Below are 19,069 nucleotides of genomic sequence, written 5' to 3'. Positions count from 1 at the left end.
GAACGCAGGCGACGGGAGCCGGAAGCGCGATCCAAAAGTCTGGATATTTCCCGATATTGGTGCCACGGTATTGCAGTGGCACGGATATCGGGGACATCCGAACCGCGCTCCCGTCGCCTGCTGCTCGTGGAGGACGACCGCGAGCTGGGAGACATGCTGGCCGATGTGCTCACCGACCAGGGATACACGGTCGACCTGGCGTTGGAGGGGCAGCGGGGCCTGCATTTGGGACTGAGCCGCGGCTACGACGTCATGATCATCGACCGCGGGCTTCCCGTGGTCGACGGGCTCGACCTGCTGAGACGCCTGCGCCGCCAGGCGGTCACCGTGCCGGTGCTGATGCTCACCGGCTTCGGCGCCGTCGCCGACCGGGTCACCGGGCTCGACGCCGGCGCCGAGGACTATCTGGTCAAGCCGTTCGAGATCGACGAACTGCTGGCCAGGATCCGCGCCCTGCACCGCAGGAACCTGGACCAGGCCGCGCTGCTGCCCCTCGGCGCGGGCTGGCTCGACTCCGCGTCCTTCACCGTACGGCTGCCGTCCGGAGAGCAGGTGACGCTGTCGGGCCGGGAATACTGGCTGCTCCACGCGCTGGCGGCCCGCCCCCGGCAGGTCCACACGCGCTCCTCGCTGCGGCAGCGGGTCTTCGACGGGGCCAGCACCGAGTCGATCGTGGACACCTACGTCTACTACCTGCGCAACAAGCTGGGCCCGGGCGTCGTACGCACCGTGCGCGGCGTCGGATACCGCCTGGGCGAGCTGTGACGCCCCGACGGCCCTTCGACCCGGAGCGCCGCCTGCTGATCCGCGCCCGCCGCCGGATCACCCTGCAGGTCGCGGGCGTCTTCTGCCTGGTGACGGCGGTGATGGGCGCGGTCGTCTTCTGGGCGGTGGCGCACGGGCAGGACGTCGGCGCCCGGCGGGACCTCGCCGTCGCGGCGCAGGTGGCCCCGATCTCCCAGCCCCCGCCCTGCGTCTGGCTCTTCGAACTGCACGGCGGCACCATGCGGAGCTCGCCCGGGGCGCCGTCGATCCTGCCGATCCGCGCGACGCTGGACGCGGTCGCCGCCGACGGGAGGACGCGGACCGGCCTCGTCCACCTCGCCGGGCGCGACCTGCTGGTCCACACCCAGCTTCGCGGTGACGTGCCGGTGCAGGCGGTGCAGGACCTGCGCTACCAGACCGCCGAGCGGCAGCGGCTGCTGCGGGTCCTCGGCGCCGCCGAGATCGCGGCTCTCCTGGCGGCGCTGCTGATCGGCCAGGTCCTCGCCCGCCGGGCGATCGCGCCGCTGGGCGAGGCGCTCGACCGGCAGCGCCGGTTCACCGCCGACGTCAGCCACGAGCTGCGCAGCCCGCTGGCCCGCCTGCACGTCCGCGCCCAGCTCGCCGCCCGGCGTCTGGGCCGGGAACCGGACCCCGTCCTCGTCGCCGGCGACCTCGACCGGCTGGTCACGGGCATCGGGCAGCTCGGCGAGGTGATCGAGGACCTGCTGCTGTCGAGCCAGCTCAGGCAGCACCGGCCGTCCGGGCCGGTCGACCTGGCCGCCCTCGCCGAGGAGTCGGCCGGCGCCGAGGCGGCCCGCGCCGGCCAGCGCGGGGTGACGATCGACGTGCGGAGGGGGCCGGGCGACCACGTCGTGCGCGGAGCGCAGTCCGCGCTCCGCCGGGTGATCTCCGCGCTCCTCGACAACGCGCTCCGGCACACCTCCGCGGGCGGCCACATCTGGGTGACGATCTGCTCGGGGCCCGACGTGGTCCAGCTCAGCGTGCGGGACGACGGGGTGGGGCTGGACCCGCGTGAGGGCGAGCGGTTGTTCGCCCGGCACGCCGGGGCGCCCCACAGCGGAGGTCTCGGCATCGGCCTGGCTCTCGTGAGCGAGGTGGTGGACGCGCACGGCGGCACGGTGCACGTCGACGGGCGGCCGGGGGCCGGGGCCGTCTTCACCATCAGCCTGCCCCGTACGGCGGCGGAACCGGTGCCGAGCGAGCCCCGGCTCCTGCTGCCGCAACAGGTGCGGAGCGGGACCTCCCTGCCCGCCCGGGACGGGACGGCGGGCCGGTGACCTCAGCCCGCGACGCTGCGGAGGGGTTCGGCGGGCAGCCTGTGCGGGGCGCAGGCCGGGCAGTCCGGCGCCGCCGGAGGGCGGGTGTAGACGTGCTGGTCGGGGGAGACGAGGTTGACCCCGGTGACGTGGCTGCCCAGGGCCGCGGGGATCCCGGTCAGGAACGCGATGACGGCCTGGGCGGTCAGGTGCCCCGACACCCCGGCCGAGGGCGCGATCACGCCCGGCCCGCCGAGGCCGACCGGGATTCCGGGGGCGAGTGAGGCGTCGACGCTCGCGGTCAGGCACTCGTAGCACGGTCCGCCGGGGACGAACGCGGCCACGCTGACCAGCGGGCCGTTGTAGCCGCCGAGCGCCCAGGGGATCCGCTCCGCCAGGCAGGCGCGGTTGGCCCAGACGCGGATGCCGCCCCGGCCGGCGGGCTCGTCGGCGCACATCGCCACGGCGTCGAAGCCGCGGACGAGGTCGAGCATGTCCTCCTCGCACTCGGCCGCGCGGGTCTCCCCGGTCACCCGTACGGAGGAGTTGACCTCGGCGAGCCGGGCGGCGGCCACCTCCACCTTGGGGCTGCCGACGTCGGCCTCGCGGTAGAGGGCCTGCCGGGTGAGGTCGGACAGTTCGACCACGTCGCGGTCGACGCAGTGGATCTCGCCGACGCCGCACGCGGCGAGCGCCCAGGCGGTGTGGCTGCCCGTGCCGCCCAGCCCGAGGACGAGGACACGCGAGCGCTTGAGGCGCACCTGCGCCTCCCAACCGTGATCACGGGGGCCCTCGCGGGGGATGTCGCGGGGCACGAGGTCGGCGCCGCGGAAGTACGCCGCGTTGCGTGAGTATCGTTCGAGCTCGGGCAGGCCGAACTCCTCGGACCGCGGGCCCGCGGCGTCCTCGACGTACCCCGAGTCGAGCAGGAGACGGACGACGCCGGCCGCCTCGGTCTCGGGCAGCCCGGGAAAGGCGCGGACCAGACGGGTGGCGATCTCCTCGGGGGTCCGCGTGCCGTCCATCGCGTTCAGCGCCGCCCAGGCGTGGCCGTCGGGATCGCGGATCTCCGCCGTCGCGCCGTAGGTCGGCCCGCCTATCCGGATCCGGTCCGTACCGTATCTGTGCGGACGGTGCTGGGCTTTCACACGGGGCAACCGCACGGCGACCTCTCGGCATCGCGAGCATGACCATCATCGACAGGTGGATCTTTCTGGAAGTGTCCAGGTCTGTCAAGAACGATGCCGAAGGCGCATCGGCGGGCTTACGGGGCCGGCTCACTCGGCCGGCTCAGGGGGCGCGGCGCAGCTTCCGCAGGAACGTCCAGAAGCCGGAACGGGCGGGCGGCCGCCAGCCGTCGGCATCGGTCTCCTCCGGCGGCGGCTCCTGGCCGGCGGTCGCCTGACCCGGGCGGGACACGGGCACGGCGTTGGGGTTGACCTCGAACCGCACGGGCAGGGAGCGCAGCGCGCGGACGAACGGGGAGGGCCGCCAGGGCAACTGCTCGGGCGGGGTCGCCAGGGTGAGCGCCGAGAACCGGTCGAGCAGCCGGCGTACGGCGATCGTGCACATCTGGGTGGCCAGCCGCTGGCTGGGACACCTGTGCGGGCCGGCGCCCCAGGCGAGATGAGCCCGGGTGCTGCGTACGGTGTCGCGGTTCAGGGCGGAGGCGAACAGGGGATCGGCGTGCGCGCCCGAGATGGACAGCATGACCGGGTCTCCGGCGGCGATCGTGAAGCGGCCGAGCTTGACGGTCGTCCTGGCGTAACGGAAGGTCAGGTTGGCCAGCGCGGGGTTGAGCAGGGCGACGCGGTTGACCAGCTCCTCGATCTGCCCCGACGTCACCGACGTCCGCAGGTTCGGGTTGCCGACGGCCTCGAGGATGACGTTGCAGATCAGGCTGCCGGTGAAGTCGAGGAAGCCGGACAGCATGAACAGCTCGCGCGCCACCTCCTCGGGGGTGAGGGCGGGGGCGGCCGCGAACATGGCGGAGGGCAGGTCGTGACCGGGCCGGTGGCGCTTGGCCGTCGCCAGTTCCAGGAGGGCCGTGTTCAGGCGCTGGTAGGCCCCGGCGGCGTCGGGACCGTCCAGCAGGCGCCACTGATCCATGATCATCTCTTCGCCGCGGTCGAGGGTGACGCCGAGGAGGTGGTTGGCGACCATGAGGGGCAGCGGCCGCCCGTACTGCGCGGCCAGGTCCGCCCATCCGGTGGGCGCGCCTTCCGTCATGACGCCGATGAGGTCGTCGCAGTACTTCAGAATGGCGCGTTCCAACTTCTGGGTGTGCTCCCCACCGGGCTCCTGGAACTCCCGCAGGCCGGCGATCCACGCGCCCCGGAGACCGCGGTGCCGGTCTCCGTCGTGGAAGCCCGAGTTGTCGGCGGACAGGAGGGGGATCAGCGGCCAGTCGGCGGGGATCCGGCCCTCGGTGAACGCCCGCCAGTGGCCGACATGCTTGCTCCAGAACTCGTCCGGGTTCTGCATGATGTAGCGCACCTCGTCGTACCCGAAGGCGAACCACACCGGCACACCGTGCAGCTCGATCGGGGCCACCGGGCCGTACGCGGCGCGGAGGCGTTCGTGCACGCGTGCGGGATCCGCTTGGTACTCCCTCGTCAGCAGGGATTCGAGGGGCATCGACGCCAGGTCTTCCGCGGCCGGCACCGGCCATATGTCGGGGGTCAAGGAATCGCCCGCCTTTCCGGTCGCCTGGACGGCGCCGATTGCGCGACGCCCGGGTCTGGGCGGCGATCTTAGAGTGCCCGGCCGCGTCTGTCAGCGGCCCGGAGGCGCAGGGGGCGGCACTGTTCCTTTCTCGTGATCGAGCACGCGTTGCCGGTTGTCCGGCAACGCGGGCCGTCACGGCGGTGGGGCCATGGCGGGACTCTCCCGTCATGGCCCCGGCCCCCCGGCGGGGGGACGTGCTCCGTCAGAGGCCGAGCCCGATCAGCAGCGGATCGTGGTCGGAGGAGCGGTAGGCGTCGGGCGCGTACAGGTAGGGCGGGTTGAACTCGGTGTTGTAGTCCATGAACCTGCCCTCATCGGCGTTGACGTGCCAGATGGTGGCGCCGGTCACCAGCCTGTTCAGCTTCTTGTCGGCCAGGGCGTGGTCGAGCTCGCCCGACAGGCCCTCGAAGAGGTAGCTGTAGCGGTCCTCCTTCTTGACATGCTTCTTGCTCAGGCTGACCAGCCCGGCTTCCTCGAAGGTGTGGATGGGGTCCTCCTCGCCGTAGGCGTTGATGTCGCCGACGACGAGCGTGTTCCGCAGCTTGAGGCTGTCGATCAGGGCCAGCACGGCCTGGGCCTGCTTGACCCGCTTGGCGTTGAAGCAGCTCTGGCCGTCCCCCTGGTCGGCGTCGGCGCCGGTGGCGGGAATCGAGTCGGGCCCGTCGGTGCAGCCCTTGGACTTGAAGTGGTTGACCAGGATGGTGAAGATCTCGCCCTTGCCGTTCGCCCTGCCGAAGGTCTGCACCAGCGGCGGACGGCTGAAGATCGGATCGGCGGAGGACTGCGGCCCGCCGATCGGGGTGACCTTGGCCGGCTTGTAGATCAGTGCGGTCTGGATGAGGTCGGTGCCCGGGTTCGGGTGGGTGATCGCCTTGTACGTGCCCGCGCCCGCCTCGGCGTTCAACGCGTCGACCAGGGCGTTCAGCGCGACGTTGTTGTTGCGCTCGATCTCCATCAGGCCGGCCACGTCGGGGTCGAGAGCGAGGATGTTGGCGACCAGCTTCGTGAGCTGGCGGTCCCGCTCGGCGGCGGTGGTCGCGCCCCGGGACTTCAGGGTGGTGAACCAGTTGAGCGTGTTGAGGCTGGCCACCCGGACGTTGCCGCCGACCCTCTCCGGCTTCGCGGGCCGCGGGTTCTCCGGCCGGAACACGACCGGCTGGGTCGGCTCGACGCGGTAGACGCCGAAGCCGTAGGTGAGCACCCCGGTCAGGTTCTTCACCTCGTCGCCGATCCGGACCGTGTTGGATCCCTCGGTGTGGTACGGCAGGGTCGGCGGGTTCTGCGCGTTGGAGCCGTCGTCGAGCAGGATCGAACGCCGCGCGTCCTTCCCGGTGTCCACGCCCTTGCGGTCGGTCGGCTGCCACAGGCGGCCGCCCTCCGCGAGGGTGATCTCGCCGTACCGGCCGAGGTTGTAGATCTCGGAGGCGGCCATGTCGTCCTTGAAGGTGACGAGCATGTTCTCGTACCGCTCGAAGGTGACGCCCTCCTTGAGCGGCAGATTCACCTCAACCGGCTTGATCGTGCCGGTGCCGCACACGTTCACCGCCGTGGTCGGCGAGATCTCCGTGAGGCCGTTGTACTCGACCGCCTTGCCGGAGACGAGGACGCGGTCGCCGGCCTTGACCGGCGAGGAGGAGAACACGAACAGGCCCTCGGAGGTCGCCGGGTCCTTGTCCGGCTTGGGGTCCTGGACGTAGAAGCCGCCGAGCTGACCGGCGCCCTGGAAGGAGCCGGTGACGACGCCCTCGACCCGGACGTCCTGGCCGGCGACGGGGCTGACGTCGCCGTCGCCCTGCACCTGCGCGATCCGGTGGGTGACCGGCGTGTCGCACGTGGGCGGCGGGCTCGGGGTGGTGGAGGGCGACGGGCTCGCGCTCGGCGAGGGGGAGGCGGACGGCGACGGGCTCGGGCTCTCGCTCGGGGACGCGGAGGGAGAGGCGGACGGGCTCGGGCTCTCGCTCGGAGTGGCCGAGGGAGACGGGGACGGATCCGGGCCGGCGCAGGGGGCCGCCGTGGTGGCGCTATTGCGCGGCGCGGGCGCCGCGGCCTCGAAGTCGGCGCCGTTGTCGTCGGTGTCGGTGCAGCCGCCGCCCCTGCGGATCGCGGCGGTGCCGTTGGTGAGCCCGGGCGCGGGGGTGCCCTCGAAGAAGTTCGCGGTGCCGTAGCCGACCAGGTCCGCGACGAGCGCGAGCTGCTCATCGGTGCAGGGAACGGTGGAGCCGTTGCAGGCCAGGCCGGTGGTGGAGCGTACCAGCGCGAGCTTGCCCGCCGTGCCGCTCATGTTGACGCCGCCGACGTCGTCGGGCGTCGGCAGGGAGCCGCTGGGCGTGGTGCCCGCCGCGAGCTGGACCAGGTGGTACTGCCCCGGGGCGAGGGTGCCGCTGAGGTCGGTCTTGTTGGCGGAGAAGTTCCCGGTTCCGGTCGCACTGGTGTACTGCACCGACCAGCCGCTCAGCGAGACGGAGGCGCCGGTGCGGTTGAAGAGTTCGACGTAGTCGTTGGTGAGGGGGGCGCCGGAGTTTCCGCCTCCCCCGTAGACCTGGCTGATCACTACTGTTCCCGGCGCCGCGGCGGCGGGAGCGGGCGAGAGGGCGGCGATCGAGCCGGCGGCGAGGCCGGCGGTGACGAGGATCGCGAGTGCCCGAGGTGTTGCGCGCATGGCCTGAGAGTAAAGCCGCCTTAATCAGCACAGACCATCTTTTCTATGTATGAACGGTGAACGCCTGATGGGCGGCGGCACGCACGGCCCGGAGCCTCGCTGCCGACAAATCGCCCAAACGGGATGAAAGTTCGCCCAGGGCTATCGCCTTCTGCCGGTTGCGTGTGCTGTGGCCTATTTGTTGGCTATTTGTGACATATGCCCAGAATGAGGCGATAGTTCGCCTTTGCTTCAGCCTCTTCACGCACGTCGTTCACTCCTGAAATCCACTGTGGCCGCTCGAAGACCACGCCGTTTTGTCGGCGTCTTATCGAACCTGATGGAAGGGACTGCACCAGATGCAGCCAGTGGCAGCGAGAAAGCTGCTTGGAGGCGTGAGGCGACGAGGGCGTCTCGCCGTGGCCGCCGTGATCGCCATGGTCGCGACGCTGCTCGCCGGGGCCGTCGTGACCGCGGCGCACGCCGACCCCGACCCCGCGCAAGCGGGCCGCGGGCGTCCCAGCCCGGCGCCGACCGGTTCCCCCACCCCGCCGACGCTCAGCCCCGCCGGTGGTTCGTACCTCGAAGGCATGGTGAAGGTCGCGGCGGTCCCCGCCGCGGCCGGTGACAGCGTGACGAGACTGGCCGTCGACGGCGGCGCGCTGAACGCCACCCGTACGGTGGGCGTGTCCAGGCTCCGTTTCGACGTCGGCTCGAACTCGACGGAGGCGCGATACCACAACTACGTGCTCGTCAACGGCGCGTACCGGACCGACATCGGCGACCTCGTGAACGAGCGGGCGACCATCGAGATCCCGAACGAACACCTCGTCAAGGGCGAGAACACGATCGAGATCTTCGCCGGGACGGTCCAGAGCTCGTGCGGCACCAACTACGACGACTTCGTCCTGTCCGACGTGGGCCTCGAACTGCTCGGCGAGGTCGCGGACGGGGAGGACAACCCGTACACCCTCTCCTTCGGCGACGGCAACTGCGGCTCGAACACCGCGCTGCTCAAGCAGGCCGCGCTGAAGTTCTTCGTCAAGGGCGACCCGCAGGGGACGACCGGTCTCGCGGCGGATCTGGACACCACGACGCTGGCGAACGGCGAGCACGCCATCACCGCCACGACCGCGTCCGGGGCCACCGTCAAGAACGCCGTGACCGTGAACAACGCCCCGGCCGGGGCGCCCCGGCTGACGCCCACGGACGGCACGCTGGTGGCGGGCACCACGCCGGTGTCCGCGACCGTGCCCGCCGCGGGCGCGGGCGGCGTCTCTGCCCTCACCGTCGACGGCGCCGAACCCGCCGGCAAGGCCACACTGGGCGACGGCGCGGCGAAGTTCAGCTTCGACGTGGGCGCGGACGCGATCGAGGACAAGTACGACGACTTCCTGCTCGTCAACGGCAAGCGCGTCGACCTGGGCGGGTCCTGGGTCAACCAGCGCGTCACCGTCGCGGTCCCGGCCCGGCTCCTGGTGCCCGGCGACAACGTGATCAAGTTCGTGACCGGCGACTGGAAGGCGTCCTGCGGCGTCGACCGCGACGACTTCACCATCGCGAACCTCGGCCTCGCCCTCGACGGCGCCACCGTGACCGGCCGTGACGTCAAGCCGTCGTACGACATGGGCGACGGCACCTGCGGCAGCGGCCAGGCGACCCTCCGCGAGGTCGAACTGCGCTACACGATCGAGGCCCCGGGCGTCCGCGTCGTCCGGACGCTCGGCTCGGGCGACGCGACGCTCAGCTTCACCGTGGGCAGCAACTCGATCGAGGCGCGCTACCAGAACCACCTGCTCGTCAACGGGCGGAAGGTCGTGCTCGACGGCGACTTCGTCAGCCGGCGCGTCGACTTCACCTTCCCGAACGAGTACCTCGTGCCTGGCTGGAACACGATCGACTTCGTGACCGGCACCTATCCGACGTCGTGTGGCAACAACCGCGACGACTTCGCGATCTCGAACATCGCTCTCGCGCCGGTGCGGGGCACGGCGAGCGGCCAGATGCTCAAGAGCTCCTACAGCATGGGCGACGGAAACTGCGGCGACAACGTGAACCTGCTGACCGAGATCGACCTCGAGTTCCTCGTGGACGCGCCCGCGGCCGGCCTGCGTGCGGACCTCGACACCACCGCGATCAAGGACGGCAGGCACACCCTCGCCGCGACCTCGACCACGGGGGAGAAGGCCACCCGCACGCTGGTCACCGACAACACGGCGCCCAAGGTCGCCGCGAGCGTCCCCGCCGCGGGTGAGAAGATCACCGCATCCGTCGTGCTGGACGTCACGCTGGAGGACGCCTCCGGTGTCGTGTCCGGGCCGGACGCCACGCTCGACGGGCAGGCGATCGCGCTGGGCGCCCAGGTGGGCCCCGGCCTGCCGCCCGGCAGGCACACCCTCGCCGTGACCGGCGCCGACTCGCTCGGCAACACCGCCACCCGTGAGATCGCGTTCGAGTCCGCCGGAATCCCGGACGTCCCCGCCGAGCTCACCCCGGCGTCCGGGACCGCCGACGTGCCGGGCACCGTCACGCTCTCGGCGAAGGTCGCCGAGCCCGGCGGAGGCAAGGTCAAGGCGACGTTCTCCGAAGCCGACATCCTGACCCCGAACCAGGCGTACCAGGGCGTCGCCGACGCCGTCCCCACGACCCTCCAGGTGCCGGGCGAGAAGAAGCTCAAGGCCACCGGGCTGGAGCCCGCCGACGGCGCCACGCTCGACGCGCCCGCCGGCCGGGACGTCACCTACCAGCGGTACGACATCCAGGTGAAGGGCCATGTGGACGCCCCGGTCCTGCGCTGGGAGGGCGTCATCGACCCCGAGCGCCTGGTGTCGCTGCGGGCCTGGAACACCAAGGCCCGGGCGTGGGATCTGCTGACGAGCGCCCGCGGCGCCGCCGAGGGCCAGACCGCCCTCACCGCAGTGGTCGGCGACCGGTACGTCGACGGGCAGCAGGTCCACGTGATGGTGACGGGTGAGGACCCGTTCGCCGACGACATCGACCCCGGCGACCCGAACGGCTTCGCCGACCCCTCCACGTACGACTTCTCGATCGTCCACTTCACCGACACGCAGTATCTGTCGGAGGGCGCGGTGGAGCAGGAGACCGCCGAGGAGCGCGCGGTGTGGGAGTCCGCGTACGCCGGGATCGTCAACTGGATCAAGGGCAACAGGGACCAGCGGAAGATCTCGTACGTCGCGCACACCGGCGACATCATCGAGAACAACATCAGGAAGCCCGCCGACGAGGCCACCCAGCGGGAGGTCACCGGCGAGCTGGAGGTGTCGTCCAAGCAGCAGAAGGTGCTGGACGACGCGGGCATCCCCAACGGCGTGATCGCCGGCAACCACGACAACCAGTCGGGCACCGAGGACGGGCCGGAGGCGATCTACAACAAGTACTACGGCCCCGGCCGCTACCAGACGGCGGCGCAGGGCTGGCAGCACGCGGAGTACGGCGGGCCGTGGAAGGAGGGCGACAACCAGAACCACTACGACCTGTTCTCCGCGGGCGGACTGGACTTCGTCGTGGTCGGCCTGTCGTACGGCGTCACGCGGGAGGAGGCCGAGTGGGCCGACTCCGTCTTCAAGCGGTTCCCCGGCCGGAACGGCATCCTGCTCTCGCACGACTACCTCGTGCCGAGCACCAACCCCGACGGACGGGGCGCGGGATTCTCGGCGCCCGACGGCTCGATGCTCTACAAGACGGTGGTCGAGAAGAACCCGAACGTCTTCCTCATCCTCGCCGGGCACGAGCACGGTGTGGGGACGAACGTGAAGCCGAAGGTGGGCCAGGTCGGCAACGGCGTCGTCGAACTGCTGGCGGACTACCAGTTCTACACGGTCTCGGCCGATCGCCTCGGGCTCACGCAGGTCGGCGGGTACAACCCGGACGACCAGCTCCAGTTCGGCGCGAGCTTCTTCCGCCTGCTGCAGTTCAACGTCAAGCGGGCGGAGCTGACCGTGGACACCTACTCGCCCCTGCTCAACGACTTCGGGGCGGGCGAGTTCGACCCGCTGCGCCGTTACGACGGGCGCGAGGACAACATGGTGCTCCCGGTCGACCTCACCACCCGTACGACGAGCTTCGCCACCGACTCGCTGGCCATCTACAAGCCCACCCGGGTCATCGGCACGAGCGCGGTCGAATCGGGTCAGGTCGCCTCGGTGACCTGGAACCGCCTCAAGGGCGACACGGCGTACGCCTGGTTCGTCACCGCACGCTCCACCGGCGGCGGCGTGACCGCATCCGAACCGAGCGTGTTCGTCACCAGGGACGAGCACGGCCGTCCCGGCACGTGGGGACCGGACTCGCCTCTCTACCGCTGGTTCCAGCACAAGAAGGGCTGAACAGTCCGTGACCGCCGCCCCGGGCCCCGCGTCACCGCGGAGCGCCCGGGGCGGCCTGCCCCCTCGAAACACTCGAATCCTGGAGAAACAGACATGTCCCGCAGGCGCCGGCTGTCCGCGGCCGTCCTCGCTCTCGCCTGTGCCGTCGCCTGTGCCCTCGGTGTGCTGGCCGCTGCCCCGGCGTCGGCCCACAACGCGACCACGAAGGCGCACGCCACGGTGACCGGAACGGGCGCGGACGTCAGAGTCGTGCTCGACCTGGAGTACGACCTCCTCATGAAGTCGGCCTGGCTGTACGCCGAGGCGTACGACGCGAAGGAACGGGCCGAGCAGCTCCGCCAGCTGAAGAAGAACCACGCCGCGGTCGTCGGCTACGTCACCCGCCGGTTCGCCGTGGCGTACGGCGACTCGCCGTGCACGGCCACCCCCGTGGGCGACGCGGACGTGCGCACCCGTGACGGGGTGGCCTTCGCGGTGGTGACCCTCGCCTACCGCTGCGCGGGCGGCGGAGAGGGCGGGCACGCCGTCTCCAGCGCGATCTTCCCCGACGCCGAGAGCTTCGTGCACAGCACGCAGACGATCGTCGGATACACGCTCGACGGCACGACGGGCTCCGCGGTGCTGACCGCCGCGAACCCGACGCTGCGGGTCGGCGAGCACCGGGCCTCGCACCAGGTGGGGGAGTTCTTCCTGCTCGGCGCCGAGCACCTGCTTTCCGGCCTCGACCACGTCTTCTTCCTGCTCGCCCTGCTCATCGGCGCCCGCCGCGCGCGCGACGTCGTCGTCACGGCCTCCGCCTTCACGGCCGCCCACAGCATCACGTTCCTGCTGGCGGCGCTCGGGATCGTGCACGTGCCCGCGGGGATCGTCGAGCCGGTCATCGCGGTGTCGATCATCGTCGTGGCCGTCGCCAACCTCCTGGGCCGCGACGAGGACAGACTGGGCAGATGGCGGCTGCCGATCGTCTTCGCCTTCGGCCTGGTGCACGGGCTGGGCTTCGCGAGCGCGCTGGACATCGAGGAGAAGGGGTCGTGGGAGCTGCTCCTGTCGCTGCTCAGCTTCAACGTCGGCATCGAGGCGACCCAGCTCCTGATCATCGCCGTGCTCTTCCCGCTGCTGGCGCTGCTGCGTCGCACCTCCGCCGCCCACTGGATGACAGCCGCGATGTCGGTCCCCATCGTGGCGGTGAGCCTCTACTGGTGCGTCGACCGGATCGCGCTGCCCCTCTGACGCGGATCCGCAGGTCAGCCGGTGGGGCGGGGGACCTGGGCGAACGTCGACAGCCTGAACCACCGGGGCAGGGCGCGGCGGGCCGCCTCCGGGCCCTGCACCTCGACGGCGCCGGAGCGCAGCGCGCCGGACCAGGTGAGGTCGCCCCGCCAGATCTCGGTCATCCGCCGCAGGCCGGCGATCACGCTCACCGTCGGCGGATAGCCGGGGTCGTCGTTGCACACGTCCACGTCGCCGGGGGTGATGACCAGCCACCAGTCACGGGTGTTCGCGGGCACGTCCGTGAAGCTGAACCGCACCACGGTGCGCTGCCCGGGGACGACGTCGTGGTCGACGTTGCGGTGCATGTCCCACAGCAGCAGCTGCGGATCGAGGTCCTCGTCGCCCAGCTCCGGGATCCAGCGGATGCCCCAGGCGCCCAGCGCCTCGACCACCGGCCGCAGCTCCTGCCCTGCGGGGGTGAGCAGGTACCGTACGCGGTTGCCGTCGGGACGGCGCTCCAGGACGCCGGCCCGCTCCAGCCGGTTGAGCCGCCTGGACAGCAGCGAGGGGGACATCCTCGGCACCCCGCGGCGCAGCTCGTTGAAGTAACGGCTTCCGGTGACCAGCTCCCGGATGATGAGCAGTGTCCAACGCTCGTCGAGCAGCTCCATCGCCTTCGCGACGGGACAGAATTGTCCGTACGAGGAACCCACGCCGCTCAGCGTAACCCCGGAACGAAACCACCAGGTGGTACACATCTCGTACTAGAGACGGACTCCCGGCCTTTCTAGCGTCGAGCCATGACTCTGACGATGAACGAGCCCCTGCACGACGCCGGCGTCGTCGCGCTGGCCGCCGAAGTGGGACGGGAATGCGCCCTGACCGAGGCGCGGCACGACCTGGACGCCACCTTCGTGGCCGAGGGCTACCAGGCGATGCGGGACCACGGCTATCTGCGGCTGGCCGTACCCGCCGAGTTCGGCGGCCTTGGCGCCGGGCTGCGTCAGGTGGTGCTGGCCGAGGGCGAGCTCGCCCGCCATGCCGGGTCGGCCGCGCTCGCCGCCGCCATGCATCTCTACCTGACCCTGGTCCAGTGCTGGCGGCACCGCCGGGGCGCGCCGGACGCCGAGGGCGCGCTGCGCCGGATCGCCGCCGACGGCCTGATCATGGCGACCAGCGGCGGATCCGACTGGGTGTGCCCGACGACGACGGCCGTCGAGGTCGACGGCGGGTTCCGGTTCACCGGGCGGAAGACGTTCTGCTCGCAGGCGCCGGCCGCGACCGTCATCTCCACCTCGGCGGTGCTCGGCGAACCCGGGCCCGGCGCCGAGGTGCTGCACGCGGGCGTGCCGCTGTCGAGCCCCGGCGTCTCCCTGGTGGAGACCTGGGACACCCTCGGCATGCGCGGCACCGCCAGCCACGACCTGGTGTTCGAGGACGTGTTCGTCCCCGCCGACAAGATCCTCGGGCGGCGGCCGTACGGCAGGCTCGCGGGGCCGCTGCTGGTCGCCGCGATCCACTTCGCGCCCGTCGCGGGCGCGGTCTACCTGGGCATCGCGCAGGGGGCGTACGACGAGGCGCTCCGCGTCATCGCCGCGCGTGCCGGAGACCCGGCTCCCGCCGTGGTGCGCCAGCTGGGGGAGATGGCCGCCCGCCTGCGGGTGGCCCGGTGGGCGCTGCTCGCCGCCGTCGAGGAGGTCGGCGACGACCCGCCGGCGGACGAGCCGGCCCTGGTCACGTTGATGACGGCCAAGCGGCACGCCGTGTGCGAGGCGAAGGCCGTCGTCGATCTCGCCCTCGACGCCGTGGGTGGCGCCGCGTTCTTCCGTACCTCCCCGTTGGAACGGGCATATCGGGACGTCCGCGGCGGCCCGTTCCACCCCCTCACCCCCGAGGCGACCCTGGCGCTGGCCGGCGCCGCCGCGCTGGCCGAGGCGAGACGCGTGCCGTGACCGGCGCGTCAACGGCTCACCCCTTGCCGGGGAGGCGCCCGGACGCGCGCGACCACAAGAGCAGGGCGGCCGACACCAGGCAGGCGGCGGTGACCCACAAGGGGGAGACGGTCAGCGGTGGCGGGAACGTCGTCCCGAACGGGTCGGCCCCGTCCGGCCGGGTGAGAACCCAGCCGTCATAGAGGCCGGGATCGGGCCCGCCGGTCAGGGCCATGGCGGCGGGCCCGGCGAACGCGGTGAGGAGCAGCGCGCCCATGGCCGGCCAGAACACGGCCCGCCGGTGCAGTGCGACGAGCACCGGCACGGCCAGCCCGCCGAGGCCCACGAACAGGTCGAGACCCCGCAGAAGCGCCGGGGAGACGCCGGCCGCCACGTCACTCAGGTCGCGGGCCAACCGGTCGATCGGCACATGGGAACCTATCCACGCCGCGTGGTAGTTGGCCAGCGGCGGGAGGAGCAGGACCACACACGCGGTGAGGCGGGCCGCCGAGGTGAGCGCGGCCCTCCCGCCGGCCGGCGGCGCGTACGGCGCGGGACCGCCGTATGGTCCGGCGAGCTCGTGGGCGGACCGGGCCAGCCAGATCACGAACAGGGCGTCGGCGGCGGCCGAGGTGGCCTCGTCGTAGACGCCGTAGAGGTCACCGGCCTCCATCAGCGGTTGTCCCAGGATGAGGAGCACGAACGGCGCGAGCTGGGAGGCGACGCCGTACCACACCGTCGTCCGGCCCCAGCGGCCGTCCCGCCGCTGCGCCACGAGCGCCAGCCCGCACCACACCAGCGTTCCGAGGCCGGTGAGATTGTCGTCCAGGGCCGTCCGCCAGCCCTGGGGCCAGTCGAGCGCGTCGGCCACCTCGGTCACCGCCACGCACACCTGGGCCAGCAGGCCGGCGCCCAGAGCGAGATCGGCGTGGCGCAGGACGCGGCGCAGCACAGGGTGGAAGAGCACCATGACCGCCGACATCAGGAGCGCGTCGAGCACCACCGCCCACCACGGCCAGATCGGCATGACCGCGTAGAACGCCCAGAACGCCACCGCCGCGAACAGCGCCCACTGCAGCGAGCGGGTCTCGCGGTCGTCCGAGAAGGGCTTGGGGAACGGCAGGCCCCGGAGGCTCTGCCACAGCGCCCAGGCCCACAGACCACCCGCCAGGACGAGCACGGTCACGATCGGCCAGGTGGCCGCGGCGTCCTCGTCCGCGCAGGTGAAGAGCGACAGCCGCCACAGGAGGCCGACGTCGTCAGAGGCCAGCGCGAGCCCGGCGGCGACGACGAGCGCCGCCGCGTAACCGCCGGTCACGAGGACGGCGGGAAGGATCGGCCGACAACGGCGCACGCGTCACATCCAGGAGATCGATCAAGGGGGCGGGCGCTCACCCTAGCGATCCCTGACGCGAGTCGCTGCTGATCTTGATGTACTCGTGACGCGGGTGTCCCGCGTAAGGGGGACCGGACGGCCCGGAGCCGGGCCGGTGCTGACACGACGTGACGAAGGCGACCGTGCGGGACGTTCGTCTTTGCGGCCGTGAACCTCCTCATCGGTGACTGTTCGAGAGGGCGGCTGCGGGGACGTGGTGTCTGTCCCCGGACCGCCCCGCGCCACGGCCGCCGGGTCAGGCCCCGGCTCGGCTGTTAGCGCTCACATGTCTTCCCTGTCGCGGTTCCTTCTCTGTCAGGCGGGTGGTGGTGGGCAGATCGGAGCCAATACGAGGCGAAGAGGAGACGTCAAGGACGGCACCCCGCGCCTGCCGAGGGGTGGCGGGCGAGTGTGTGGCTCATCAGGCGTTATCGGCGGGCGCCGCCCGTGACGGCGTGAGGATTAGTCTGAAACTTTCTCGGAGGGCTTGACACATTTCGGCATGGTTTCCAAACTGTGTCCCTAGGCGGCTTCCTCCTGCCATGTGGTGGTGCGCGGTGAGGACCGCAGCTCGCGACGCCCTAGTGGTGTGCGTTTCCCGATCACGGGACGCGGCGTCGATCGCGTGGGAGACCTCGCGTGTCCGCTTTTCCCGTGATTCAGTCTGGAGCACTCCCTCATGGGCACCAAAGCCTTACTTCCGTCGCGGCCTTCCAGGAGTCCGCGGGTGCTGATCGCCGCCGCCGTCGGCGTACTCGGCATGGTCGCCGCGGTGACGGTGTCGACGACGCCGGCCGACGCGGCGGCGAGCACGCTCGGCGCGGCCGCCGCGCAGAGCGGGCGCTACTTCGGCACCGCCATCGCCGCCGGCCGGCTCGGCGACTCGAACTACACGACCATCGCGAACCGCGAGTTCAACATGGTGACGCCCGAGAACGAGATGAAGCCCGACGCGACCGAGCCCAACCGCGGCCAGTTCAACTTCTCCAGCGGCGACCGGGTCTACAACTGGGCGGTGCAGAACGGCAAGCGGGTGCGTGGCCACACGCTGGCCTGGCACGGCCAGCAGCCGCCCTGGATGCAGTCCCTGTCGGGCAGCTCGCTGCGGCAGGCGATGATCGACCACATCAACGGCGTGATGGCCCACTACAAGGGCAAGCTCTACGCCTGGGACGTGGTCAACGAGGCGTTCGCCGACGGCAACAGCGGTGGCCGGCGCGACTCCAACCTGCAGCGGACGGGCAACGACTGGATCGAGGTGGCGTTCCGCACCGCGCGGGCCGCCGACCCGTCCGTCAAGCTCTGCTACAACGACTACAACATCGAGAACTGGACCTGGGCCAAGACGCAGGGCGTCTACAACATGGTCAAGGACTTCAAGTCGCGCGGCGTGCCGATCGACTGCGTCGGCTTCCAGTCGCACTTCAACAGCGGCAGCGCGTACAACAGCAACTTCCGCACGACCCTGCAGAACTTCGCCGCCCTCGGCGTCGACGTGCAGATCACCGAGCTGGACATCCAGGGCGCCTCGGCGCAGACCTACGCCGCCGTGACCAACGACTGCCTCGCGGTGCCCCGCTGCAACGGCATCACCGTGTGGGGCGTGCGCGACCAGGACTCCTGGCGGTCCGGTGACACCCCGCTGCTGTTCAGCGGCAACAACAAGAAGCCCGCCTACGACGCGGTCCTCAACGCTCTGAACAACGCGGGCCCCGGCCCGTCCAACTCCCCCAGCGCGAGCCCGAGTGCGAGCCCGAGCACGAGCCCGAGTTCGAGCCCGTCGGCTTCGCCGACCAGGTCCCCGCTTCCCGGCGGATGCTCGGCGACGATCAAGACGATCAACAGCTGGGGTGGCGGGTTCCAGTCCGAGGTGACGGTGCAGGCGGGCAGCTCGGCGGTCAACGGCTGGACCGTGAAGTGGACCTGGCCGAGCGGCCAGAGCATCAGCAGCCTGTGGAACGGCCGGCAGAGCACGTCCGGTTCCTCGGTGACGGTCACCAACGAGTCCTACAACGGCTCGATCGCGGCGGGCGGCTCCACGACCTTCGGCTTCACCGCCAACGGCAACGCGGCCACCCCCACCGCCACCTGCACCAGCCCCTGACGGCGGCTGAAACATGACGACAAGGAGAATTCAGATGCATCTGCCCTGGCGAGCGCGGTCACCGCGCCTGTCCGACGGCACGACCGCGGCTCCGGTCCGGCGTACCTCGCGTCGCGGCCTCGCGATCGGCGCCGTCACGGCCCTGCTGGGCGGTGGAGCCGGCCTGGTGGCCACCCAGCCCGCCCAGGCCGCCGTGGCCTGCCGGGTCGACTACGCCATCTCCTCGCAGTGGGGCGGCGGGTTCGGCGCCAGCGTCACCATCAACAACCTCGGTGACGCGGTCAACGGCTGGCAGCTGACCTGGTCCTTCGGCGCCGGTCAGCAGATCAGCCAGATCTGGAACGCCACCAACACCCAGTCCGGCTCGACGGTGACGGCCACCAACGTCTCCTACAACGCCTCCATCCCCTCAGGCGGCAGCGTCAACTTCGGGTTCAACGGCTCGTGGAACGGCAGCAACCCGGTGCCCACCTCGTTCTCCCTGAACGGCGTGGCCTGCACCGGCAGCCCGGGCTCGCCCAGCGCCACTCCCAGCTCCACCCCGTCGCAGTCGCCCAGCTCGACGCCGTCCCAGTCCCCGTCCCAGTCTCCGTCCGCGTCTCCGTCACCGTCCGCGACGCCGACCGGCACCTGCAACCTGCCGTCGTCGTACCGCTGGACCTCGACGGGCGCGCTGGCGCAGCCGAAGTCGGGC

At 71.3% G+C, this 19,069-nt stretch carries 12 protein-coding genes; 7 read left to right on the top strand and 5 right to left on the bottom strand.

All coding sequences use genetic code 11. From position 1 onward, the window contains the following. The first annotated feature begins 75 nt into the window (after nt 1-75). Entirely contained in the window at nt 76-765 is a 690-nt protein-coding gene (locus tag Mam01_RS07780; protein WP_204284727.1) for a response regulator transcription factor, read from the top strand. Next, a complete protein-coding gene (locus Mam01_RS07775) occupies nt 762-2,063 on the top strand; it encodes a sensor histidine kinase (protein WP_204284726.1) in 1,302 nt (433 codons plus the stop codon). Before Mam01_RS07780 ends, Mam01_RS07775 begins: the two co-directional genes overlap by 4 nt. A 2-nt stretch (nt 2,064-2,065) precedes the next feature. On the opposite strand, the gene Mam01_RS07770 is transcribed toward Mam01_RS07775, so the two are convergent. From Mam01_RS07770 to Mam01_RS07760, 3 genes are all read right to left on the bottom strand, one after another. After that, entirely contained in the window at nt 2,066-3,190 is a 1,125-nt protein-coding gene (locus Mam01_RS07770; protein ID WP_204284725.1) for a HesA/MoeB/ThiF family protein, read from the bottom strand. A gap of 142 nt (nt 3,191-3,332) precedes the next feature. Then, nucleotides 3,333-4,628 carry a cytochrome P450 gene (locus tag Mam01_RS07765; RefSeq protein ID WP_204284724.1) on the bottom strand — a complete coding sequence of 432 codons (1,296 nt, stop codon included), beginning with the start codon at nt 4,626-4,628 and terminating at the stop codon, nt 3,333-3,335. A 343-nt stretch (nt 4,629-4,971) separates the two neighbouring features. Further along, on the bottom strand, nt 4,972-7,428 hold the full coding sequence (locus Mam01_RS07760) for an ExeM/NucH family extracellular endonuclease (protein WP_204284723.1): 2,457 nt from the start codon (nt 7,426-7,428) through the stop codon (nt 4,972-4,974). Between the two features lie 374 nt (nt 7,429-7,802). On the opposite strand from Mam01_RS07760, the gene Mam01_RS07755 reads away from it, so the two are divergent. Both Mam01_RS07755 and Mam01_RS07750 read left to right on the top strand, forming a co-directional pair. Continuing rightward, nucleotides 7,803-11,753, top strand: coding sequence for a metallophosphoesterase (locus Mam01_RS07755; RefSeq protein ID WP_204284722.1), 3,951 nt, complete (start codon nt 7,803-7,805; stop codon nt 11,751-11,753). Nucleotides 11,754-11,846: 93 nt separating this feature from the next. After that, nucleotides 11,847-12,983, top strand: coding sequence for a HupE/UreJ family protein (locus tag Mam01_RS07750; RefSeq protein ID WP_204284721.1), 1,137 nt, complete (start codon nt 11,847-11,849; stop codon nt 12,981-12,983). A 14-nt stretch (nt 12,984-12,997) separates the two neighbouring features. Here the strand turns inward: Mam01_RS07750 and Mam01_RS07745 are convergent, their stop codons facing one another. Continuing rightward, nucleotides 12,998-13,678 carry a winged helix-turn-helix transcriptional regulator gene (locus tag Mam01_RS07745; protein WP_204284720.1) on the bottom strand — a complete coding sequence of 227 codons (681 nt, stop codon included), beginning with the start codon at nt 13,676-13,678 and terminating at the stop codon, nt 12,998-13,000. Nucleotides 13,679-13,765: 87 nt separating this feature from the next. On the opposite strand from Mam01_RS07745, the gene Mam01_RS07740 reads away from it, so the two are divergent. Beyond that, entirely contained in the window at nt 13,766-14,917 is a 1,152-nt protein-coding gene (locus Mam01_RS07740; protein ID WP_204284719.1) for an acyl-CoA dehydrogenase family protein, read from the top strand. 16 nt (nt 14,918-14,933) lie between these two features. On the opposite strand, the gene Mam01_RS07735 is transcribed toward Mam01_RS07740, so the two are convergent. Beyond that, entirely contained in the window at nt 14,934-16,214 is a 1,281-nt protein-coding gene (locus tag Mam01_RS07735; protein ID WP_204284718.1) for a hypothetical protein, read from the bottom strand. A 784-nt stretch (nt 16,215-16,998) separates the two neighbouring features. Here Mam01_RS07735 and Mam01_RS07730 point away from each other — a divergent pair. Both Mam01_RS07730 and Mam01_RS07725 read left to right on the top strand, forming a co-directional pair. After that, the gene (locus Mam01_RS07730) at nt 16,999-18,375 is read left to right on the top strand and encodes a glycoside hydrolase family 10 protein (RefSeq protein ID WP_239101124.1); all 1,377 of its coding nucleotides are present in this window, start codon (nt 16,999-17,001) and stop codon (nt 18,373-18,375) included. A gap of 34 nt (nt 18,376-18,409) precedes the next feature. Further along, on the top strand, nt 18,410-19,069 hold a 660-nt coding region (locus tag Mam01_RS07725), incomplete at its 3' end, for a cellulose-binding domain-containing protein (RefSeq protein ID WP_204284717.1).

This window comes from Microbispora amethystogenes, from assembly GCF_016863015.1.
GTDB lineage: Bacteria > Actinomycetota > Actinomycetes > Streptosporangiales > Streptosporangiaceae > Microbispora > Microbispora amethystogenes.
The sequence above is the reverse complement of the archived record's forward strand: the minus strand, read 5'-3'. Positions and strand labels throughout refer to the sequence as shown.